A 22499-nucleotide genomic window follows, 5' to 3' on the forward strand; every position below is an offset into this window, starting at 1 on the left:
CCTTAAGATAGGCAAAAAACAATACCCGTAGCCCGAAAGTCCCGTCCCACCGTAATTTTACGCATGACGGCCGCATCGGCTCAGTGTTTCGACGCGCCGCTCATCGTAACCAGGTACCGTAAAATCAGCTCCTGCTGTTGGTCGCTGATCACGTCCTCCCCTTTTTTCTTTTTGAGACGGCCGATCATCTTCGGCACGATATCCTTCCACTGATCAGCCGTATGACCGGTGGGGTTTTTCAGGGGATGACAACGGTTACAGGTTTGTCCGAAAAGGACCTTGCCCTGGTTCAGGTCCGCCAGGGTATAGCCCGGGTACGTAGGGGACACCCGGTCGACGTCTGACTGGGTAGGCTGGATCAGCTTCGCGCTACAGGCGGCGAGTAGCGTGAGCGATACGAGGATGTAGATCTTTTTCATACATTTACGATACGCACCGGTTTTACACGGGCGGCGTATCAGTTATGAAAGTTAATCATTTCCTCTGGATTCTAACCCTGTCTTTACTTACCGCCTCCTGCCATTGGGTAAAGGAACGTTCCAAAGACGCCGTACATGGCACCGGTGAGGCCGTTGGCCAGGCCGGGTCGGAATTTGCCTCCGGCGTCGCCAAGGGGGTACAAAAGACGTTCAGCAACCAATTGGTTGTGTCCAACGCATAAAGTCTTTACAGCAGACGGTCTTGAGTACGGACGCATCACTGTACACGTAAAGGGTAAGGCCAATACGGCCCGGTTCGTCGATTTCGTGTTCGATAAAAGGACGGACATCGACTTCAGGGGCAAGGCTACGCTGGATTAACTGTTCCTGTACACCTCACCGAATTCGCGGGCGAACGCCTCGAAACGGATCCTGTCCGTCGTCGTTTTCGGTTGGCGCCGGTAGTCCTCAAAAAGGACCCCTTCCCGGAGACCCGCGCCGATGCCCACCACGTATACGGACGCCGCGTCGGGGCTGAATCCTCCCGCAACCAGGCCGCCCAGCAGGTCCTTGTCGGACAGTTGGATCCACGGCAGGCCGGTCTGCCCGATGGCCTGACCCAACAGGGCGGCCACCTCGCCCCCGTCTTTCTCATCGCTCACTACGTAACGGGCGCTCTTGCCCTTGAAGTCGAGTATGTCCATTGCCCGGGCCGCCTCCTCCGCGATGTCCCGGGGATCCGTGAGCAGCATGGGGACTGCGGCGTCAAAATTGTTCCCGAGGACATGCTGGTGCCGGATCACCGGAATACTCCCGTAAAAATTGGTATAAAACAACCCCGGGCGCAAGTGGAGGACATGGACGTCTGCGAGTGCGTCGAGCATTGCTTCGATGTGGTAATTCGTGCCGGTGGGTCCGGGGCCGTCGGGTAAATGCGCGCCGACGCTGCTCAGGTTGACGGCGTACCGCACGCCCGCCTGTGTGAGGGCATTTGCGTATGCGCCCGCTACGGTGGTCATATATACGCGCGTGTTCGTAGCATCAAAGCGGGGCGGGATCATGAGGTACACCGCATCGGCCCCGGTGAACGCCCGGGTCAGGAAATCCGCGTCTTCTACGGAACCGATGGCGGGCTGTGCGCCTATGGTGCGGATGGCTTCGGCCCGGTTGGGGTCGTGGCTGATGACGGTCACCTGGTGTCCTTTTGCGATCAATCGGGCGGCGAGCTCCCTGCCAATGTTGCCCAGCGAGCCTGTAATAGTCATGTGCATCGTTCTTGTTTTTTGTGCACACAAAACTAGAAGAGTACTTACTTTTGTACAAGTACTTACCCAAAAGTATGTGTCTATGTCCCAGGTAAAAGAAAGCTCCACCATCCAGGCCAACAAAAAGGCGGCCTTCGCCGAATGCCCGATCACACACGTGATGGAAAAGATCGGCGGCTATTGGAAACCCGTCATCCTGTTCAACCTGCTCGCCGGAACCAAGCGATACAGCGACCTCCGGAAATCCATCCCTGCCATTACGGAGAAAGTGCTGATCCAGCAATTGAAGCAGCTCGAAACCGATGGTTTGCTTGTTCGCAAGGCCATGCCCGTGGTTCCACCCCACGTCACGTATAGCCTCACGCCTTCCGGGCGCAAGCTGGAACCGGTGTTGTACGCGATGGCGGTCTGGGCAGCGGGGGACAGCAAGGAGAACGGGCGGGTGTTCCGGAGGAACCTGAAGGAATTTCCGGGGCGCTAAACCGCCCGCACCAGCCGCGCCACGGCGGTGTCCAGGGACGTTTCGCCGTTGATATACGGCAGCCATTCCCTCTCCAGCGGCCCGACATACATGGGCCACGCCCTTTTCCACAGCCCATTTTTGTAAGCATAGGGAACGTACCCGGGATGATACCGGCGTATGACCTCTCCCGTGGTAAAAAACAAGACCGCGTGCCAAAGGGAAGGATTGGGCAGGGTCTTTTGTTGCCGGTGACAGGCTTCATCGATGGCCGCTGCAATGGAATCGATCAACGCGTGGGAGGCCTCGTGAAAAACGACCTCAAGGCCGGCCAGTTGCTGGTTGGCCGTGTCCGTGGAAGAGACCGTGATCCGCGTGGGGTCGATCGTGGTATAAGCCCCGCTCCAACTGGCGTAATTGGTCACGTCCACGCGGATCGGTTCCCCGGGCCAGGGGGTCTTGTAAAGTTGCGCCAGGTCCCCGGCGACGCGCTCGCCATCGGTCGCCACTAAGTGGGAAGTCCTGTCGATCCAGCGATGGTTGGCGGCGTCTTCGGCCGGCCAGAAGCGTTCACGATAACTTTGAGCTACGGCATTGACCACGGATGCCATGCCGGCAGGAAGGAACAGGTCGTGTAGCTGCGCAGTGGAGTCCTGGTCTTCGAGGATATTTTTGATCCGGACCATCCCGGTGTCAAACAACAGGTCCTTCCCGGAAAAATGCTGCGCATAGTAGGCAACGGCCGCCGTCCAGTCGTCTTTGTCCTTACCGCTCAAACCGGCCAGCAAGGCGGAGTCCCGCTCCGGTATGCCCCTCGGGCGCCTGCCCGGTTTTTGCAAAAAGGCCTGTTCATACAGGAAATGGTGCAGGTTAATCCAAAACCCGCTGTGAAAAGAAAAGAGGGGGTGAGGGTTGCCTGCGGAGAGCAACCCAACGAACAGGAGGGGGGCAAGCGCTTTCATTCCCCCAATATGTAAAAATTATTAAAGTCCGCAAAGCCCGGCGCCGCTCCCGGAATATCGTTGAAATCAAACAGCATAAACCGGTTGGCCGTCCAGTCAAGCCCCAACTGCATGACAAACCGGCTGCCCAGGGGTTGAAAGTGCACGCCGTCCAAGCTATAGGAAAAGGTAACTACAAAACCTTTATCCGTGGCGGAGGCCCTGAACCAAACGGTCGATTGCCCACCCAGACCGGTGCTATCGATGATTTTACCGTCGTCGGCCATTACCAGGCGCCGGTACCCGTTTCTTTGTTCCACGCCAATAAACGCGTAAGGTTTTTGGAATACGGCAAGGCCGGTCAGGTCACCATCAGCCATACCTTCCAAGTCGACTTCGGCCACGCCGGTCGATTGTGGCCCCTGTACCCGTTGGGTCAGGGAATTACGCGCTTCCATAAGCCCCGTTGCAAAAGCGCCGTGTAGCCGCAGGTACCCGGGGTGTTCGGTCAGGGACCATTTGCTGTTGTCGGGGTTGTGGTTCCACTGCCACTGCAAACCCAACACGGGGTTGTCAAACGCATCGGAGGTGGTGGGGACGCACACGGGGTAGGTGCTGCCGACGTCCGGTTTTGTCCAGGTAACCACGCCCTTCGCTTCCCGGCCGATCATCGGCCACCCGTCTTTCCAGACGACGGGTTCCAGGTGGGGTACGCGACCGAGGGGGCCCCTGTCCTGCATAATGATAAACCACCAGTCGCCGTTCTTTAATTGCACGAGACCACCCTGGTGCAGGCCGTTGGGTGGATAGGAACCGTCGTCATGGACGATGGTCCGGTATTCATAAGGACCGTATATGTTTTTGCTGCGCAGACAGACTTGCCAGCCTTCGGTGCCACCCGCGGGGCAGGTGATGTAGTACAGGCCATTGATTTTGTATACGTGCGATCCCTCCAGGCCAAAATGATGACCGGGTACACCGTCCCTATCAAAGCCCGTGCTCCAGATCTTCACGCGGGGCGATTTTACGGACAGCGCATCGCTGTTGAGCTCCGTCAGGTATAGGGTCCCCTGGCCATGGACAACATACACCTTGCCGTCGTCGTCGAAAAAAAGCCCCGGATCATAGAGGTATTCCGGGAAAATGGTGCGTTTCCAGGGTCCCTGAACGCTATCGGCCACGCACATCGAGAAATGTCCCTGGGCGCCTATCCCGGAAGGCGTACAAAAACCGACGTAGAATTTACCGTTGTGGTAACGGATCGTATTCGCCCAGGAGCCGTTCAGATACATCGTTCCACCCTTCATATCATAGCGGGGATCCTCGTCATAGCGCGCCACGGCATACCCTGCCATTTCCCAATTCACCAGGTCCTTTGAATGGAGGACGGGGCTTCCCGGCACATAGTGCATGCTCGTGGAGATCAAATAGAAGTCGTCCCCCACCCGGATGACATCCGGGTCAGGCCAGTCACCCCACAACAGGGGATTCGTAAAGGTGCCGTCCCCGTTGTCCGGGGTATAGACGTGTTGTGCAAAAAGCGCAACGCAGGGGAATGTCAGCAACATCAGCAGCGCATATCGTTTCATAAGCGCCAACTTAAGGCTTTTGCCGCGGCTTTCCGTGGACAACCGGTTGCGCGATTTTCGGGGTCCACGCGAGTGTCTCGTATATGCGGAAAACATTGCTGTGGGGATTGTAGATGATCGTTTGCAGGGAATGGATGCTATCGCAGTCGTAAACGGTCCACTCCGCCGGGGTGCCCAGAAGAGGCCTGTGCAGCGTCCGGGTGGTACAACCGCTGTCAGGACCAAACCTGTGAGGGAAGTTCCCAAAGTAGAACCCGCCCGAAAAGGAAAACGGCGCCGTGGTATCGCCGGGCGCAAAATAATACACCGTAAAATCGGGTCCATTGTTTTGTAATAATCGATAACCGGCCGGTATGGAAATCGTGAAGGAGGTGCCGGGGATCTTGTGTTTTACTAACGGCGGCTGTGCCGAGCACCCGAGGATACCGAACAATAACGGCAAAAGGAGGGTTTTATACATTGTTTCCTAAAGTACAAATAAATTACCCCCCTGCTCCACCCCATTTTTTTTATGTAAACATTCTTTTACCTTAAGGTTAAGTTCATCGTTTTCGATCGGCGTGCAATCGATTACCCGATAGATTTGCAGCAGCAAAATCGAATTAGATGAACTGCTTCAACCTTGCGGCCAGATTACTGGTGGCTGCTTTCCTATGCCTTATCCTTCCCCGGGCGATGTATGCCCAGTCCGCCGGCTCGACCATCAGCGGCTTTGTGTATGATGACGGCAGTAAGCCGATAGAGGGGGCGACGATCGCTACCCGGAATACGACGACGGGTTTTTCGACGACAACCGTGACCGACAAAAAAGGGTACTTTGAACTGAGGGATCTCCCGGTGGGGACCTACGATATCGAAGTGTCGGCCGTCGGAACACAGACGACCCTTTTCAAGGGCAACGTGCTCAACCTGGGGGACCGGCTTGTCCTTCATAAAATCACACTAAGCCGTAGCGCCAAGGAGCTGTCGGAAGTGACCATTCACTCGAACAGCTTTAACAACAGCGTCGACCGTTTGGGTACGGGTACGGCAGTTACAGGGCGCGCCATCCAGAAGATACCGTTGGTTTCGCGCAACTATACCGACCTCATGGTCTTGTCTCCCCTGGCCAACGGGGCATCCCTGGCGGGTGCCAAGGCGGGTGGTACGGGGTACATGCTGGACGGCGTGAGTAACCGGCGCGCGGACTTCGGGGGGATCTCGGACGCGGCTTTCTCCATTTCTTCCGAGACGATCCGTGAATTTGAAGTATCTACGAATGCGTATGACGTCACCAACGGCCGGGGTTCGGGCGGGGTGGTCAAAGCGATCACCAAGTCGGGGACCAACAAGCTGTCCGGTGCAGCCTGGGGTTACTACGGGGCGAGCTCGCTGGCGGCGGACAAGGACGTCTATGGGAACCACCTGACCAACAACTACAAGACCGGCCAGTTTGGCGGGTTGTTTAGCGGGCCCCTGGTCAAGGACAAGGTGCACTTCCTGGTCGCCTACGACCAGTACAACAATACCATTCCGTTCCGGGCCTACGATTTTAATTTTTCCGGCCCTACCCAGGCCCAGGCGGAAAAGAACCTGGGTATCACGGAGGCCAACCTGCAGCAGATCGTCAATATCCTGGAGAGCCCGACCTTTGGTTTTCCTGCCAGCCAGCAGTTTGGCACCATCAGCATCACGCAAAGGACGCAAAATGCTTTTGCCAAGATCGACTGGAACATCAACAAGAAAAACCTGCTGACGTTTAAGTACAACTACCTCCACTTTGTGGACCCGAACAAGCTCAAGTCCGCGGGGCTGCTGACCACCGAGTATACCGGTATTGAAATCGACAACGCGGCCATGCTGGGGCTCCGCACGGAATTCAATCCCCGGTTGACGAACGACCTGAAGCTCAACTTCAGCACGTACCGGAAATTCCTTACTTTTCTCAACAACCACGTACCGGAAGGTTTTGTCAACGTGACCTCGACCTTTAGCGACGGCAGCACGGGAAACATCACCGTTGCCTTTGGGGACCAGAACTGGGTACCGGAGCGGGACGCCTCCGACGTGGTCCAGATCATCGACAACCTCCGCTACAATACGGGGAACCTCCATTTTGTTTTTGGTACGGACAACAACATCAACCACATCACGGACCGGTTGTCGCATGACCAGCAGGGTCAGTTTTATTATGCGAGCATCACCGACCTCCAAAACAACAACCCGTACCGGTTTAACCGGAAGATTCCGCTGAACGGCACCAACCCGATGGTCAGCATACCCCTGATCGAGCTGGGCCTGTTTGCGCAAATGGAGACCAACCTGAAACCCAACCTGAACCTGACCGTCGGTATTCGCTGGGACGGCCAGATCATCGGCAGCCCTCCTACGTACAACCCGCTCCTGGAGCAGGAACTGGGGGTCAATACCCATGTCGTACCCTTTGACGCCAAGAATATACAGCCCCGGGCCAACCTGATCTGGGACGTCCACGGGAACGGCCGGGACATTGTCAAGGTCGGGGCCGGTCTTTTCGCATCGGAGCTGACGACACAGCCGATAACCTTTGCCCACATCGACAACGGGGTCGATTTCCGCCAGGTGAACATCCTGCAGAACGTGCCCCCCGCGCAGTGGGCCCTGTACCAAAAGGATTTCAACGCCGTCCCGGGGGGGGCGTATTACAACAGTCTCACCACCAAGCAGCCGGCGACGGTCCTGGCGCTGGACAAACACCTCAAGAACCCGCTTACCTTTAAGACAAGCGCCAGCTACTATCATTATTTCAATACCTGGTTCCGGATGGGCGCCAACGTCTATTTCGACAATACGTGGGATAACTTTTACCTCTATGACCTGAACCTGAAACGCACACCGGAATTCGTGACCAACGAAGGCCGCCAGATCTATGTCCCGGCGAGCACCCTCAGCAATACGTCGTCGACGAGTTACCTGCCGGTCCTGGCCAACTCGCGGATCGCACCCGACTTTAACCAGGTCCGTTACTTTACGAATACTTCCTGGTCCTCCAAATACTGGGGCGCCATGGTGGAGGCCGCTGTCCAGATCGGTAAGGACGGGACGTTTAGCGTGAGCTACGCCAAAGGCAAGGCCACCGGCACACCGCCCTACGATAACGGCGACCCGCGGAACGCAAACTTTAGCGTAGGTTCCTCCTACTGGACCTATTCCTCTTATGGCAAAAACTGGAGAAGCGATGGCGACCAGCCCAACAAGCTTGTTGCGCTTTTCCTGAGCCCCACCTTCCATGGGTTTAGCGTCAGCTCTTCCTTCCAGGCTTATCAGAACGCCCGCTACTCCGTGTATGTCAACCGGGACATCATCGGGGAAGGCAACGACGGAACGGACCTGGCGTATGTTTACGATCCCAACAACCCGAACACCCCGGCGGGCATCCGCACCGGGATGAACACCCTGCTGGCCAAGACCAGCCCCCAATTCCGGAAATTCCTCCAAAACAACTATGGGAAGTTTGCGCCCTACAACGGGGGGATCATGCCCTGGCGCACCCAGTGGAACCTCAGTGCCGCTTACGACTTCAAGCTGACGGGGACCCACAAGCTCACGCTCCGGGCGGACATCTTCAACGTTCTGAACCTCGTGAACTACCGTTGGGGTGGCTACAAACAAATCATCAACACCAACCTGTATAACGTGACCGGCTTCGACCAGCCGAGCCAGTCTTTTACCTACAGCGTGAACCAGAACGCGGGGACCATCCAAAAGACGGCGAATTATTATTCGGTGCAGTTTGGGGCAAGGTATTCGTTCTAAAGGTTTTTATTGAATCAGCTCGAAAGTATACCCGATGTACCCGTGCCTGGTCCCGTTGAAAAGCGCCGGACGGGTCTCGCTGAAAGCAAACGTCGACGAGTTCAGGGTATCGATGGAACACACGACCGAACTGGATGCCATGGGGTTGGTCAACACGAAGGTGCTGTCGGTAACCTTCGACCAGGTCCCGCTGAGCCCGAGGGATGTATCTGCCACGGGATACAAGGATTCCACCCATCTGCCCTGCGCGTCGAACTCGAAATAGCTGCCGGGGGGCGTCGTATAGGTATAGCTGGAGGTCTCGACGCCGGTCGAGTCGTAGGCGGCGACATGGACAGCAATGAGGTTCCATTTTCCGACGAAGCCGTGTGGGGGTGTGCCTGGCCCTTTATGACAGGCGGCAAGGATGAGCGGGATCCAAAGATATCTAGTGTTCATGGCGGTGGGGTTGATTGCTTATTGTAAAAACGGGGGGCCGGGAAACGAGGTTGCGTGAAAATCTTTGGCTATTTTGCCGTATGCGCTATATAAGCCCATCCCAACTCACCCAAGAAGCCTTATCCGCTCCCTACGACCGAAAGGTACTGCAACGGGAAAAGAAGAAGCTTCTTGCGGAATTGGAGTTGTCGGAAGAGGAAGGACTTACGATCAAAGGGCGGCATTTTTCCCGGAACGACATACTGGCGTATTTCGACGAGTTGGAAAACCCGGCCGTGGCGGACTATCACGCCGCGGTGGAGGCGGACCCGCCGTTACTGGCGTTTTTGCAGGGGGAGGGGTTGGAGATCCGCTTTGCGTCCAACCCTTTGTATGACGATCCGGCGTTTGTGGCCTGGCTTAGCCCCTTTTACTTTACCAGTTTCATCGATTTTGCGGCGGATTGTTTTCAACACTGGAACGAGTATGGGATGTATACCCTGATGGCGACCCCGCCCCTGATGACCAGGGAGGACCAGGACCGCGCCTACCGCCGTATCGCGGCCGGCTTGTACAAGAACATCGAACTGTTCAGGCGATACCACGGCAACGCCGGCAAAAGCACCGGGCCGCGTCTTCCTTTTGACCAGGTGACGCCTTTTTTAGGGCACGCCTACGTCCAGGTCATCCGGGCGCTGCCCGACGACCATTTCGCACAGGTCAAGGACGAGTATGCGTTTGCCATGCAGCACCCCGCCATCGCCATGTTCAACCAACAGACGTCCAACCGGTCCGTTGCGGAGGCATGGGTACAGGACGCCCACGAACTTGCCGTTTCGTCGCATATCCGTGCGCAGGTGGCGGCCAAACTCGCGGAACTTCAAAAACTTCAACGGAAAAGAACGTATCGTTTGTCCTTTTTCGCGTTATGGGTGGTGATTGTGATCATCCGTGCGTTGGCGTATACGACGGGTACGGATACGTCTCCGAAATACGCGCCATCGGAGGAAATTCACGTGGACACCGCGGTGATGAACGCTGTCCTGAAGAAGCCACCCTTTATCGTGAAACACGATTCGACGCCTCCGGATACCCTTCTGTACAAGGCACACACCCCCCGCTAAGGTTATTCCCTCAAACCGGTGCCCTTGATCTCTTCGTTTCTGTTTTTGTCAATGAGCAGGTCGTACATACGCTGGATGATGCTCCAGATCTCTTCGATGTTTTTGCGGCCCAACGCCTCGTCACCCCTGGCCCGGAGCTGTTTGAATTCCTTGGGGTTGCTGTAGGCCTCGGGTGGCCTTAGGGCGTAACTGGTGTAAATGCCGATCACGTGGTCGAGGTTGTTCCGGCGGACGTCCCAGGCCAGGCGGTCCATTTCGCGCATCTTCGAACGGATGAACTGGGTACTGGCCGTATTGATCCACTCGGCCTCCTCCTTGCCCATCTGCTCGAATTTCCGGAGCAGGTCCGGCCGGTTGGCGTGGGTGATCAGTTCCAGGTAGTATTCTTTTTTGTCAAAGTATTGTTCCCGGAGCTGGAGGTGCGTCTCTTCCCTGGATACGGATTCCAGCGTCTGCGCAATCTTCCGTTTCTGGTCGTCCAACTGAAACTTGGTATCCGTGACATCTTTGTCCGTCAGGTTCCGAAGCGGTTTTTGCATGTCCTCCAGTTCCTGTATACACCCCTGGAGGATCGCGCCCTCCTTGTACAATTCCTGGGCCAGGAACTTTTTCAGCTGGCCGGCGGCGGTACGCTTCAAATAATCGATCTCCTGTCCAAGCCGGGCCAGGTTGATGGCCCGGGTGGAGGGACTAAACACTTCCCGGTATTCCGCATCGATCATGCTGATAAAGGCGGTCACCGTAATGTCGCGGCTTTCGCTGATCTCGAAGGTCAGGTCTATGTCGCATCCCTTGATGAGGTCCGCGCTCAGGTTCCGGCCTTCAATCCCCACCACGCCGATGGGCAGGTTCGTTTGCGGAGAACCGTAGCGGCTGCCTTCCAGAACATTGATGAGCAACTGGTCGTTGCTGCCTTTGAGAATAGACCGGCTCAGCGTCTTGGTAATTGTTTTTTTGAGGGGAAGGATGCCACCCCGTTCAAAGATCACCTCCAGGTGGGTAGACCGGTCATACGTGTCGTCCACTTCCAGACAGATGTCATGCGGGAGGGGTTGTCCATGGATGGAAAATTTCCCCTGCACGATGCTGATCTCCGGCACGTCCGTTTCTATCAGCGCCCCGCTGGCGTCAAAAAACTGCAGCCGGAAGACGTTCAGCGACCCGGGCAACAACACCAGCATTTCGGATATGCGCTCGCCCAGCGGCTTCAACCCGCTGTCAAAACCACCGTCCGAACGCCGGATGCGGTATTGACTGCCCGCGGGGGCTTGCCGGACGATGGCGGCAAAATATTCTTCATCGCTCCTGCTGTTACGGGCGTAGGCCATCTTGATGTCCACCTCGGTTTTCCGGGTGGTTTTTGTTTCCGCCGGTTCCCACCGGCTGGCCCTGCTGCCTGCATAATACGCCGCCCCCTCGACCACCGCGGTGGTCGGATCGATGGCGGTATTGACCGCGATCCCCAACTCCCGGGCCAGGAGGTTCCGGACCAGCGGAATATATGTGCTACCCCCCACCAATACAACCTCGGTGATGTTCGAAGGCGCCAGCCTGTTTCTTTCGAGCAATAGCCGGATAAAGTCGATGGACGCCTTCACACGGCTCCGGATGCTTTTTTCGAATTGTTCCCGGGTGATCTCCAGGTATTCTTCGTGGGTTTCGTCCTTTTCGTCCGTGAAGTCAAATTCGAGCACCGCCGAGGGGTAGGCGCTCAGCGCGATCTTTGCCTCCTCCGCCTTGTACAGGAGTTGATAGTATAATTTGTTGTACCGCCCGCCCGAGCTGCGCATCTTCGTGCTCAGCCCTTCGATTTGGTACTTCTGTTCCAGGTAGGGTACCACCACGTCCGACAACAACAGGTTGTCGAAGTCGACGCCGCCAAAATAATTGTCCCCCTCGTGGTCGACCACCTTCATCTCCTCCTCCTCGATCCGGACCAACGCCACGTCAAACGTACCGCCCCCCAGGTCATATACCAGCCACGACCCCTTCATGCCCTCCTTCCCGTCCCGGTTGGCAAACGCCAGGCTGGCGGCGATCGGCTCCTGCAACAGCAAAACTTCCTTAAAACCCGCCGCATACCCCGCTTCCTTCGTCGCGTTGCTCTGGATGGTGTCAAAGCTCGCCGGGATCGTGATCACCACGCTCTCCGGCGTTTCTCCCGTGAAAATAAAGTGCTTCAGCTCCTGCAGGATGATCGTACTCAGCTCGATCGGCGTTTTGAAGCCCCCCGTATTCGGCACCAGGAAGGTCTCACTCGTCCCCATTTTCCTTTTGAACGCGCCAAACACGTTCGACGGGTCCTTTTCGATGTATTCCCGGGCCTTATCCCCCACCAGTATGCGATCCTTCCGAAACGCCACCACGCTCGGCAGCGTCGTCTTCATCCCTGCCGGATTCTTGAAAATGTCGATCACCCCCTTGTTGCTCTTAGCAATCAAAGAATTCGTCGTGCCCAGGTCTATTGCAAAATCGATCGTCCTTGCCATGTCTTATGCCTTACTACCCACAATGACAACGCCCCTTTGCAAAAGCGTCCGTTTACCCTCTTCCTGCGCGTACAAGACAGGTTTGATTACATCCACGACCGCGAGCGACCCCCGGGCGTCCGGCAGGATGCTTGCTTCCAGGTCCGTCCGGGTTTCCTGGTAAGGCTCCCCCAGCGGGTTGAGCATCAGGATGCCCGCCTCGTCCAGTACGGACTTCATCCGGTCAAGGTGCCGTTTTATGCCCGGAGACTCCGCAGCCGCCAGTTTTTTTTCGAGTTCGAAGACAAGGGTGGCCATGCGGGCCCAAAGGTTTTGTGACATCGGGAGGGTTTGTTCAACAATAATAGGGAAATTTACGCTCTATGGAATACGTAAAGACCTACACCGTAAAGGAAGAACACATCGATGTCCAAAACATCATGGACGGCCTCTATTATCCATTCTACCTCGAATACTGCCGCCATGACTATATACGCGAAGCCCTCGGCTTTGATTTTGAAGCCGAGGCACGCGCCGGTAACAATATGGTGTTGTCCGAATACCGGATCCGTTTCGTCCGGTCTTTGAGGTCCGGGGATACCTTCCAGGTCACCTGCAGCCCCCTTCGGGACAAGACCAACAAGGCCGTTCTCCACTTCAGGCAAACCATCCTCCTCAACAACAAGGTAGTGGTGAAGGCGGTTTTTTCGGGGACGTGTGTGCGGGCGACCGGTGGGCGGCCATTCCTGCCGGAGGAGCTTGTTTTGAAACTGGCCGATGCCCCGGAATGGGACGGGGAGCTTTAAAAGACGTAGAAGATACTGGCCTGGGCGACCTGGTTTTTGAAACTGCCGTTGACGGTATTATTGCTGACATTTGACAGCCCATAGACATACCGGACCCCTATGCCCAGGCCCATCGGGGACTGGTAACCGATACCGCCCACTGCGCCAAAGTCCAGCTTTTGGGCGTAGTCCCCGGCGCTTTTGTCCCAGCCCGGTACGTCTTCCTTTACCTTATAGTTGGATTGCGCGCCCGCCTCGATATAGAAACCCGTATTGGTGCGTACTTTTAAAAGGATGGGGACGGACATATAGTAGAGGTTAATGTTTCCGCTCGTGCCATTCGTGCCGCTCGTGCCCTTTGCGCCCTCGGTCGAGAACAGGATGTCCTCTTGTATCAGGAAGTTTTTCGTGATTTTAAAGGCCATCGTTGCGCCCGCATGAAAACCGTAGATCGGATCGGTGGAGAAATTAGCGTTGTAGAAATTGCTGTAATTGCCGCCGGCTTTCAGGCCGAATTCCAGGTGGCTGGCGATTTGTTTGACGAAGCTTTGGCTGAAGCCGTTGGCGGATACAAGCAGTAATGCCGCAAGGATGCACGTTCTCATAATTTTTTATGACAAAGTTGATGCGCGGCAACGGGCATCGGAAGCGGTTTTGCGGCGAGACGGACAAAGAGCGGGTTAAAGCGACATCCACGACACCGCCTGTACTGAGGCGTGATCCGCCCCGATGATGTCTTTGTATAAGCTTGGTCTTCTTGCTTTTAAATAACGGGTACCCCCGGCCTGTTGCAATTTTTCCCCCGTCAATGTCGCTGTGACAACATCGTTCCCCAACTCGGTACATTCGGCCAGGACATCGCCAAAAGGATCCAATATCATGGAACAGCCATTCCTTAGCTGGTCGTCATCCATCCCGATAGGGTTGGAAAAAATACAATAAAGCGCGTTGTCGTAAGCCCGTGCGGGCAACCATTTCATTAGCCACTGCCTGCCTTTGAGGCCATTGAATTCTTCTTGTAACTTGTTTTTATCCTTATTGTACCACAGCTCCGGATCGACAAAACCCGCCCCCGGCCGGGGGGATGGCGTGCACATGGTGACATGCGGCATGAGCAATATATCGGCGCCCAGCAGTTTTGTCGCCCGCACATTTTCGATAATGTTGTTGTCGTAGCAGATCAGGATCCCGATTTTCCAGCCATGTACATCGAATACACAATAGGCATCACCCGGTGTCAGATAGGGGTTGATAAAGGGGTGTAATTTCCTGTAGTTGGCGAGCACTCCCGTGTGGTCCACGCATACGTAAGCCTTGTACAGATTTCCGGCATCATCTTTTTCGAAAAGTCCCGCGCAAACGATGATGTTTCTTCCGGAGGCGATCTGTGTGAGCTTCCGTATCGACGGTCCTTCCGGAATGTGTTCCGCAAGGTCCAACATTTGTTCCCTGGAAAGCTTTCTGGCAAAGGTGTACCCTGTGATGGAGCATTCGTGGAAGACAACCATTTTTGCCCCATTTTTTGCGGCCTTGTGCGACAACGCATCGATGACAGACAGGTTATACGCCTTATCGGCGCTTTTGTGCTCGAACTGGGCGGTCGCCACTTTAATATCGTCCATGTTGTTTTTGAGCGTAAAACTAGAACGCTTTCAGGCGGGGAAATTGTACGAACCCGACAGCCTGATCAGGTTTAGCGCCAACGGCCTGGCATCCCGCTTATAGTGCAAAGGGGTTATCCCGGTGGTTTTTTTAAACTCCCTGATCAGGTGGGCCTGGTCGAAGAAGCCGCTGTCAAGGGCGAGGGAGGTCAGCGTGTCATTTGGCGCCTGCTTTAGGTTTTTCAGAAACGCACTCACCCGTACGATGTTCCCCAGTCGTTTGGGGCCAAGCCCGATGGTTTCGTGGAATTGACGCTCGATTTGTCTTTGGGAGAGGCCGGTGTGGCGCATCAGTTGCGCTACGCTGTTCGTACCCTTGTTGTTGGCGATAAAGTCGACTGCCTGTTCAACGAGGCTATTGACATTACCGCGCATCCGGCTGATAAAATACGCATTCAGCGTATTTACATCGAACGGGTTGCCTTTTACTTCCGGCCACGGGGCAAACTGGTCCACCAGGTCGCTGGCGGGGATGTTGAAAAAGGCGCTTAGGCCGTGAGGATGGAATACGGCGATCGCCAGGGTCAATCGTTCTCCGGCATATATATACCTAGGGGTAGTGATGGCGCCATAAGCAAAAGTCCGTGGGAAGGGATGCATTTTTGCCTGGTCCTGGTAGAGAGGGCTCTCCATTGAAAAGACGACCGCCGGGTGCCCATCGGGGAAAAAGCATAGGGGGCTTCCCCATGCCTCAGGGCAGTCGAGGAACAAATAGTGCCGTATGAAGCGCCTTAATATGGGAGCTGGCAGGACTTGCATGTAAGGCAATGTACGAAAGAAAATTTCTCAAATAATATTGAAGTCGGGTAGTTATTTTTTTGAATATTCCTTCCGGATCCGGCTAAGGGATGAATCCGTAATCCCGAGATAAGACGCGATGTATTTCAACTGCGCGTATTGAAAGACCTCCTTATTGGTATTGATGAGGTCCGCGTATCTCTCCTCGGCGGTTTGATTGATCAGGGACAAGGTCCTTTTCTTAAAAGCAGCGAAGTCCTTTACCAGCATCGTACGCCCGAACTCGCGAAACTCCGGTATCGTATGAAAAAGCCTGTTCGAGTGCTCAAAAGAGATCAGGAAGCCCTCACAGTCGGTCAGCGCCTGTATATTTTCCATGGCCTTTGCGCCGGTAAACAAAGAAGTAGGTTCGCCGACAGGTATATTACTATGGAAAAAATCAGTGGTTACCTCCTCTCCATCGAGGTTGTGGGTAAACGCCCGCATAAATCCGTTTGTCAAAAAGTAATGATGCGTTGCAATCTTTCCCTCCTTTATGAAGAGGTCATTCCGGGCGAAGCTGTGGGGTTCATACAGGCTGACAATTTCATCCAGCCTTTCCCCCGAAATGGAGAGACGGGAAATCGAGAGTGTGTCCCGGATAAAAGTTTTGATTGCATCCTTGCTCATGGCAGTGGTTATTTTTTGGCGCTGAACACCCATGCATGAAGTGGGGAGCGAGCAGGGAGGTCGCCTAATTCGGAAATGATCGCCTTTTCCAAAGTATTCTGAAACTTTTCCAGCAACAAAGGATCGGTCTTTATAATGAAATGGTAGAGGGGAGTGCCCAGGACAAACCCTTCCGCGGCGCCGGCCGCGGTCTCGCAAACCCCTGTTTTTTGCACAGCGTCAACTGTATGGTCGGTAAATCCCGCTTCGTTTAGCAATGCCAAAACCTTTTTTTCGTCCGACATCGAAAAAGGACCGGGCCCAGTCAGTTGTGCTGCGTTGGGGAAGAAATCTTTTATGACCGTGCTATATATCCTCCAAATGGGGTTGTCTGCGATATTTCCCCAGACATTGAAAAGCAACTTTCCTCCCTTTTTCAGCACCCTGTGCATTTCCTTGACGGCTTTAATTTTATCCGGCACGAACATCAGCCCGAATTGGCAAACGACGACGTCGAACAGGTCGTCGTCATAAGGAATGGCAGACATATCGATCGCGTCCCAGGAAATATTGGGGGCTAATATTTTGCCCTGGGCTATAGCGAGCATCTCCTCATTAATATCAGTGGCGGTTAGTTCGACTGTCAAGAACAAGCGATCGATCAGGTGTCGGGTGACAATGCCCGTGCCGCAGGCGAGCTCCAATATATTGGAGACGCCGGTAACACCGATCCTGCCGACCAAATCTGTTGCGTAGGGCTCAAAAAGAAAGGCGCCCAGGTGGTGGTCATAGCTTTTTGCAATAGAACCATCAAATTTCATTGGATTGCGTTCCATGATGAAAGATTGAAATTATACGCAAAAAAAGCAAGAAATGGGCGGATGGGGGTTGTCCTATGACAAGTTTTGGGCAAGGCGTCTTTTTTGCTTAAATTTCAATATGCAAAAGTCGAAAAGCGCCTCTGCCGACGCCAGCACCTTATCCCGGGCGGCCGCGCACCGTTCGTCGTCCTCCTTCAGCAAGTCTGCAAGGGTCGTACAAAGGGTTCGAACCAAGGAGAGCGTCCTGGTCGACCAGGTAAAGTGGCAGATGGTCGTTGCCATCTGGAGAACGTCCGGGCGTTCAAAAGCCAAATCGGACATCTCCGACCATATTAAATTCCTGACGAACGCAAACGCCGTGGGGATGCTGAATCAAGGCGCCCTCGAAGGGGCCGCTACGAGCAGCCAGAACCAAACCACCTTTTACAACGAGCAACTGTCGACGGGTTTTAATAACATCACCCTGGACAACCTTTATCGTACCGGATTGTTTATGTCCGCCATCGACCTGCTGGAGAACAAGGCCTCCTGGGAGCTCTACCGGCCCCAGGTATCAGGAGGTGATACCCAGGCCGGGACCACTGTCGGAGACGGCGCGAAAACCACGACGAATACGAATGTAAAGACGTCCGTCAGCTGGGCCCCGATCGATGGCAATGCCAAGGAAGGGAAGAAAATGACGGCGCACATCCTGGCACCGGATCACCTGCTGGGGTCGACGCCCTCCGGGGCCGCCAACGTGAAGTCCGGCAGGCTGACTACCTTCACTGATAATGAATACATCGCAGGTCACCTCCTCAATGATCACCTGGGTGGCCCCGGCGACGAGCTGCGGAATATAACGGCGCTGCCCAAGGATGTCAATTCGGAGCAGTCGAACAAGATAGAGCAGGAGGTTAAAAAAAGGGTAAACTCAGACCACGAGATCGTCTTTTACGAGGTGGAGGTTACTTATTCGCAAGATACCAACGTGACGGGCAATAAGTTAAGGCCAGAAGATCAATGGTACGCCAGCAGTCTGCATTCCGAATACGGCACATACCGGAGCGACACGGACTTCAGCAAGCCCGTCTCGACCGCCCACCTGAAGGACCATTTTACCCACGACCTGCCGATCAACAGTCCTACCGCCTATTCATCGGGTACCGGGTATGTGGTTCACCCTACTTCCGACGTGCTTTACAGCGACACCACGCCCCGTGAGCCGCAGTCCAAGGCCGTGACCAATACGACGCTTGGGGAAAAGGCCAAGACCGCGGTTGATCCAGTATACGATATCACCCTGGGGGATGCCAAGCAGATAAAGCTGGAATACGTGTCTTTTGCATTGCTGTCCATGCCGATCAAAGATATGAGGGACGAGCTGGCCCGGCTTAAAGAAGAGTCGACGTCCAAAGATTCGCTGCTGAATCAGGGTGTCGGTGAGATCAACAGGCTGGAATTGTTAATTGAGGCCAACGAACAGATGCACCAAAAGCTGAGGGAGAACCTGATAGCGATCATCCGGGAGAACGATACCGACAAAGAAAAGTCGGGTATCGTGGACGCCGAACTCGAACAACAACTCAGCCGCGTTATAGAATTGTTCAAGCAAACAGGAGCGGCGCTGGAAGAGGCGAAAAAGGAGCGGGACGTGTACAAAGAAAAAGCCCGGCAACTGTCCTACCAGCACGGGCTCCAATCGGGCCGGTTCAAACAGCAGCGGCCGTACGACTTCCCCCCCTTGTCACCCAACAGCGAGGAACAGTGGAACCGCGGCTATGAGAAGGGTGAATCAAGCTACCAGCCGACCGTCAGCCTGTCGGAACACCAAAGGATACAAAAAGAATTGGAACAGACCCGAAGGGAGAAGGACTTCCTTCAAGGCAAACTGGATGCCATCGAATCCGCCGACAGGGTCTATCAGCTCGGATGGTCCACGGGTTACAAAACCGGCAAGTACCCCCGAAGCGTGTCCGGTGACATCTCGTTCTTCATCCCCCCGAGAGCCTCGGATGGCTACCGTAGTGGATTCTGGTCGAAAATAGAACTATTGACCGGCGCTTACGATCGGGGATTCAGCGCGGGCGATACGGCGCACAGACGGGACAATGGCAGGAGCGACGGATACAAGAAGGGCTTATGGGATGCGCAGCACGGCCGTGATTACGATGACGTCAACGAAGGGGTGTCCCAGGCATATATTGAGGCTTATAGGGAATACTATAGCAAAGGATTTAGGGAAGGGTTGATTCCGAGCCATGAATATACGCCTCGGACGTCTGTGAAAAGGGTGCGGGAGGAGAAGGAGAAGTTATAGTCTGTATGTTATGGACCCCTTCTCTTTTTGCTGATAATCAGCGACTTTTAGCGGGTGTCCTGGCTCATAAATTGACTATCTTTGTGTAGACATGCAGAATCTTGCAATTATACCGGAAAGACTCGGCGCCTTAACCCAATTGGCTGGTCAGAGAGAAGTGTTTTTGGAAGACCTTAGGGAAGAGTTCAGGCGCGATTTGCAGAATTTCATTGTAGGCGCAACAGTGTCTTCCCGCAATGGAAAAGTTGTCATTGGCAATAACTTGTATAAACAATGGCTTGCTAAGATCAAGAACAAGGGGTTTGATTATGAAATTGACTTCAAGGCATGAATGAATATTTGAGGCGGTTTGAGCTATCGGAACGTCATCAGGAGGCGATGCTTGATTTTCTGGCGGATAGGTTGATGGAGAGTTTGCAGATGAAGATTGAGTATATATGGCAATTGCAAGGGGAAAATTGACCGTTGATTTATTCGAATTAATAATGAGTCTCCTGTAGCCCCCTATTGTTCCCACTTACAAAGCGTAAGGTTTTTTGCCTTCGCCTTTTCCAGGGTGGTTTTAACGATGTGGTAGTGGCAATTGCTCAGGCCCCGGCAATTTTCCCGGAAGTGGTATCTGGTGGCGTTGGGGCTGTCGCAGATATACACCGTGGTGGTCGTGCAGTGGATACTGCAGAGCAGAAGGAAAGCAAAGAGGAGTGATTTCATAATATCAAATCTATTAAGTAAGGGTTGGAATTATTTACGGGAAACCGTAATGGATCAAACGATCCCCATATCCTTGCAATAGGCGACCAGTTGCTCGTTGTTGGAGAAGTCCAAAGCTTCTTTGATCCGGTTCAGCCGTTTTTCGATGCTGCTTAATCCTGATGGCTGGATCTGCTTTTCCTTTAGGTGAGCGGGAATATCTTTTTGCCGTATTCCCCTGGCCATTAAGGAAATGATGATGATGTCGAATTCAGTGAACTCGTGTGTGTTCTTTTGTTTGAATTGCTTTACCAGGTGCCGCGGAAGGTAGCGCTGATTGTTGGCGATAAACTCGATAGCCATTTTGAGCTCCTTGGCATCGTTCCGCGCTTTGCGGACATAGCCGTCGATATCCTGGTTGTTAAAAAGCGATTCGATGACAGCGGGTTTATCTTCCGCAGAGAAAACCAGGACTTTCAAATCGGGCTGTACTTGCCTTGCAGCGACTATAAGGTCTGTTCCTTCGGATATTCTTTGTATCCTTTCATCCTCCTCGAAATAGAGGTCGGAAATGAGCAGATCGTACGGTTCGTTTTTCTGATGGGCAATTTGTATTTTCTGAACGGCGTCGTCGCAGTAATATGTATAGTCGATTTGAGTGATATTCAGTTCTTCCAGTGTTTTCTGCACGGAAATATTGGCGCTCTCGTGATCTTCGGCTATAAGTACTTTTGTAATCATGCATTAGGGGCAATTGGAATAGAAACTTTGATTTTCAAACCTTTTGGCAGTTCGTTGTCAAAAGTAATCTGCCCTCCTATTGCGCTAATCCGGTTTCCCGTATTGGTTAATCCATTCCCGCGTCGAAAGGAAGAGGGAAAGCCAACGCCATCATCCATATATTCGACGATCAGGAGCCGCTCCTGATGATCGAATTTTACGAGGACATTTTGAGCGGAGCTGTGCTTTTTCATGTTAATCATGAATTCCTGCAACATTAGTTCAATTTCCTTTTTCACCTTGTCCGTCACGCTGGCCCATAGCCTATTATCATTGCCGACGATCAGTACTTTGGTGGAAGCGTCGGCGAAATTTTTCAGCAAGGAAGCAATTGCTCCCTGAAAATCAATAGGTATATGTTTAGTCTGCTCGTAAGAAATATCCCGTGACTGCTCATACAGGTCGTCGAGAACGTCCAATATCCGGTCCTTTTCGATGGATTCCTGGTGTTCTATTCCCATCATCAACCGATATAGCCCGTTTGCCACTACGTCGTGTACCTTTTGAGAAGTCTTGAGCTGATGTTCTCGTATGGCGGTTTGTGTTTCCCATTCCAGCCGCTGTTTTCGCTTTCGATACCAGAGTATAAAGACCCATACGGCAGTACAAAAAAGAGCGACGATGCCGTATATGACCACCCGCTGTTTTATGTTGTCCCTTTGGAGCCTCAGATTGTCCGCCTTGTTTTTCTGTACTTCATAACGGATCAGGGCAAACTGGTTTTTGGCCGCATTCCTGGTTGTTTGAATGCTGTCATTTAAGGATTGATACCGCTGAAAGTATTGCTTTACATCGTTGGATGGACTGAGCTCGATCAGCTTTTGCAACGCCTGCAACTGGTCGTCGGGGCTGTTGAGGTGCCGGGCTACGGTATACATTTGGTTTGCATAGAAGTGAGCGGAGTCCGGCTTCTTACGGGTATAATAGTCCGATAGATGAGCATAACTGGCGTTTAGCCCCCACTCGTCGTTTTCCTCTTTGCGGATTTGCAGCGCTGTCAGCAGTTCGAGCGCCGCGTAATAACCTGAGTCCTGTAGCCACTTCGTCTTTGCGAAATTGGATAGTATTCTGGCGTATTCCAGTTTATCCGCAGGAGGATGCTCCAACAATGAACGGTAGATGGCAATGGCTTGGGTATAGTTTCCCATTTTTTCAAAGGAGACCGCCTGGTTGTTCAATGCGATCGCTTTATAGTTGCCATTTCGGGTACGCTTTATGGCCTGGTCATAATAATTGATAGACGCTTCGTAGTTGTAGAGCTCGGCGCTATTTCTTCCCAGCTCGTTATAGTCTGATACGAGGCAGTTTTGATGGCTTGGGGCTTGTTCGTCCAGGTATTTCAGGGAGGTGAGCAGGCTTTCCTCTGCTCCGTAGTAGTCGCCCGCGTCAGATTGAATGACGGCCATATAGTTGTAAGACTTGGCAATAAGCAAGCTGTCTTTTGAGCCGGTAGCGACTTTATTGAAATAGTAAAAGGCGGAATCGGGTTGGTGGTCTAACAAAGACTCCCCCCTTTTATAGTCGGGTGTGTCAATGGTGAGGACCGTCGTATGGTTTTCCCCACAGGAGCATAGACCTATGATCAGAAAGAGGTAACGCGACTTCAAACGCCGGTGTTTT

The 22499-nt window shown here is 53.8% G+C and carries 23 protein-coding genes; 7 read left to right on the forward strand and 16 right to left on the reverse strand.

Going from position 1 to position 22499, the window contains the following annotated elements:
* Positions 1-80: 80 nt before the first annotated feature.
* Positions 81-419, reverse strand: a complete 339-nt coding sequence (locus EDB95_RS06810) for a c-type cytochrome (RefSeq protein ID WP_133991896.1) — start codon at positions 417-419, stop codon at positions 81-83.
* Between the two features lie 44 nt (positions 420-463).
* On the opposite strand from EDB95_RS06810, the gene EDB95_RS06815 reads away from it, so the two are divergent.
* Complete coding sequence (locus EDB95_RS06815) at positions 464-661, forward strand: hypothetical protein (protein ID WP_133991899.1); 198 nt, start codon at positions 464-466, stop codon at positions 659-661.
* 135 nt (positions 662-796) lie between these two features.
* On the opposite strand, the gene EDB95_RS06820 is transcribed toward EDB95_RS06815, so the two are convergent.
* Entirely contained in the window at positions 797-1690 is an 894-nt protein-coding gene (locus tag EDB95_RS06820) for an NAD(P)H-binding protein (RefSeq protein ID WP_162852499.1), read from the reverse strand.
* A 76-nt stretch (positions 1691-1766) separates the two neighbouring features.
* On the opposite strand from EDB95_RS06820, the gene EDB95_RS06825 reads away from it, so the two are divergent.
* On the forward strand, positions 1767-2165 hold the full coding sequence (locus EDB95_RS06825) for a winged helix-turn-helix transcriptional regulator (protein WP_133991904.1): 399 nt from the start codon (positions 1767-1769) through the stop codon (positions 2163-2165).
* Here the strand turns inward: EDB95_RS06825 and EDB95_RS06830 are convergent.
* Genes EDB95_RS06830 through EDB95_RS06840 form a run of 3 tightly spaced genes read right to left on the reverse strand, consistent with a single transcriptional unit; the run spans position 2162 to position 5134 of the window.
* Complete coding sequence (locus tag EDB95_RS06830; protein WP_133991907.1) at positions 2162-3106, reverse strand: hypothetical protein; 945 nt, start codon at positions 3104-3106, stop codon at positions 2162-2164. The genes EDB95_RS06825 and EDB95_RS06830 overlap by 4 nt on opposite strands.
* Positions 3103-4674, reverse strand: coding sequence for a glycoside hydrolase family 43 protein (locus tag EDB95_RS06835; protein ID WP_133991910.1), 1572 nt, complete (start codon positions 4672-4674; stop codon positions 3103-3105). The genes EDB95_RS06830 and EDB95_RS06835 overlap by 4 nt, the downstream gene beginning before the upstream one ends.
* 10 nt (positions 4675-4684) lie before the next feature.
* A complete protein-coding gene (locus EDB95_RS06840) occupies positions 4685-5134 on the reverse strand; it encodes a hypothetical protein (RefSeq protein WP_133991913.1) in 450 nt (149 codons plus the stop codon).
* Positions 5135-5280: 146 nt separating this feature from the next.
* Between EDB95_RS06840 and EDB95_RS06845 the strand changes: the two genes are divergently transcribed.
* Positions 5281-8448 (forward strand): TonB-dependent receptor, encoded by a 3168-nt coding sequence (locus EDB95_RS06845; protein ID WP_133991915.1) that lies wholly within the window; start codon positions 5281-5283, stop codon positions 8446-8448.
* A gap of 6 nt (positions 8449-8454) precedes the next feature.
* Here the strand turns inward: EDB95_RS06845 and EDB95_RS06850 are convergent, their stop codons facing one another.
* On the reverse strand, positions 8455-8886 hold the full coding sequence (locus EDB95_RS06850) for a hypothetical protein (protein ID WP_133991917.1): 432 nt from the start codon (positions 8884-8886) through the stop codon (positions 8455-8457).
* Positions 8887-8966: 80 nt separating this feature from the next.
* Between EDB95_RS06850 and EDB95_RS06855 the strand changes: the two genes are divergently transcribed.
* On the forward strand, positions 8967-9989 hold the full coding sequence (locus tag EDB95_RS06855; RefSeq protein ID WP_133991920.1) for a hypothetical protein: 1023 nt from the start codon (positions 8967-8969) through the stop codon (positions 9987-9989).
* Positions 9990-9991: 2 nt separating this feature from the next.
* Here EDB95_RS06855 and EDB95_RS06860 read toward each other — a convergent pair whose 3' ends face one another.
* Together EDB95_RS06860 and EDB95_RS06865 are read right to left on the reverse strand one after the other, a co-directional pair.
* Positions 9992-12478 (reverse strand): Hsp70 family protein, encoded by a 2487-nt coding sequence (locus tag EDB95_RS06860; protein WP_133991923.1) that lies wholly within the window; start codon positions 12476-12478, stop codon positions 9992-9994.
* A 3-nt stretch (positions 12479-12481) separates the two neighbouring features.
* Positions 12482-12775 carry a nucleotide exchange factor GrpE gene (locus EDB95_RS06865; protein ID WP_133991929.1) on the reverse strand — a complete coding sequence of 98 codons (294 nt, stop codon included), beginning with the start codon at positions 12773-12775 and terminating at the stop codon, positions 12482-12484.
* A 65-nt stretch (positions 12776-12840) separates the two neighbouring features.
* On the opposite strand from EDB95_RS06865, the gene EDB95_RS06870 reads away from it, so the two are divergent.
* Positions 12841-13263, forward strand: coding sequence for an acyl-CoA thioesterase (locus EDB95_RS06870; protein WP_133991931.1), 423 nt, complete (start codon positions 12841-12843; stop codon positions 13261-13263).
* Here EDB95_RS06870 and EDB95_RS06875 read toward each other — a convergent pair.
* The 5 genes from EDB95_RS06875 to EDB95_RS06895 all read right to left on the reverse strand — a co-directional run bounded on the left by EDB95_RS06875 (position 13260) and on the right by EDB95_RS06895 (position 17125).
* Positions 13260-13847, reverse strand: coding sequence for a porin family protein (locus EDB95_RS06875; protein WP_133991933.1), 588 nt, complete (start codon positions 13845-13847; stop codon positions 13260-13262). The genes EDB95_RS06870 and EDB95_RS06875 overlap by 4 nt on opposite strands.
* Positions 13848-13922: 75 nt before the next feature.
* Complete coding sequence (locus EDB95_RS06880) at positions 13923-14864, reverse strand: nitrilase family protein (protein WP_133991935.1); 942 nt, start codon at positions 14862-14864, stop codon at positions 13923-13925.
* A 30-nt stretch (positions 14865-14894) separates the two neighbouring features.
* Entirely contained in the window at positions 14895-15662 is a 768-nt protein-coding gene (locus EDB95_RS06885) for an AraC family transcriptional regulator (RefSeq protein WP_133991937.1), read from the reverse strand.
* Positions 15663-15713: 51 nt separating this feature from the next.
* Positions 15714-16310 carry a Crp/Fnr family transcriptional regulator gene (locus tag EDB95_RS06890; protein WP_133991939.1) on the reverse strand — a complete coding sequence of 199 codons (597 nt, stop codon included), beginning with the start codon at positions 16308-16310 and terminating at the stop codon, positions 15714-15716.
* A gap of 8 nt (positions 16311-16318) precedes the next feature.
* Positions 16319-17125: a class I SAM-dependent methyltransferase gene (locus EDB95_RS06895; protein WP_133991942.1), complete on the reverse strand. Its 807-nt coding sequence runs from the start codon at positions 17123-17125 to the stop codon at positions 16319-16321.
* 103 nt (positions 17126-17228) lie between these two features.
* Between EDB95_RS06895 and EDB95_RS06900 the strand changes: the two genes are divergently transcribed.
* Together EDB95_RS06900 and EDB95_RS06905 are read left to right on the forward strand one after the other, a co-directional pair.
* On the forward strand, positions 17229-19409 hold the full coding sequence (locus EDB95_RS06900) for a DNA/RNA non-specific endonuclease (RefSeq protein WP_162852500.1): 2181 nt from the start codon (positions 17229-17231) through the stop codon (positions 19407-19409).
* Between the two features lie 91 nt (positions 19410-19500).
* Positions 19501-19740 carry a hypothetical protein gene (locus tag EDB95_RS06905; protein WP_133991948.1) on the forward strand — a complete coding sequence of 80 codons (240 nt, stop codon included), beginning with the start codon at positions 19501-19503 and terminating at the stop codon, positions 19738-19740.
* A 173-nt stretch (positions 19741-19913) separates the two neighbouring features.
* Here EDB95_RS06905 and EDB95_RS06910 read toward each other — a convergent pair whose 3' ends face one another.
* From EDB95_RS06910 to EDB95_RS06920, 3 genes are read right to left on the reverse strand one after another with little or no spacing between them, the layout of a single operon-like run.
* Positions 19914-20120 carry a hypothetical protein gene (locus EDB95_RS06910; protein ID WP_133991950.1) on the reverse strand — a complete coding sequence of 69 codons (207 nt, stop codon included), beginning with the start codon at positions 20118-20120 and terminating at the stop codon, positions 19914-19916.
* Between the two features lie 54 nt (positions 20121-20174).
* Positions 20175-20840 (reverse strand): response regulator, encoded by a 666-nt coding sequence (locus EDB95_RS06915; protein ID WP_133991953.1) that lies wholly within the window; start codon positions 20838-20840, stop codon positions 20175-20177.
* Complete coding sequence (locus EDB95_RS06920; RefSeq protein WP_211352056.1) at positions 20837-22486, reverse strand: tetratricopeptide repeat-containing sensor histidine kinase; 1650 nt, start codon at positions 22484-22486, stop codon at positions 20837-20839. The genes EDB95_RS06915 and EDB95_RS06920 overlap by 4 nt, the downstream gene beginning before the upstream one ends.
* Positions 22487-22499: the final 13 nt, after the last annotated feature.

This window comes from Dinghuibacter silviterrae (genome assembly GCF_004366355.1).
Lineage (GTDB): Bacteria > Bacteroidota > Bacteroidia > Chitinophagales > Chitinophagaceae > Dinghuibacter > Dinghuibacter silviterrae.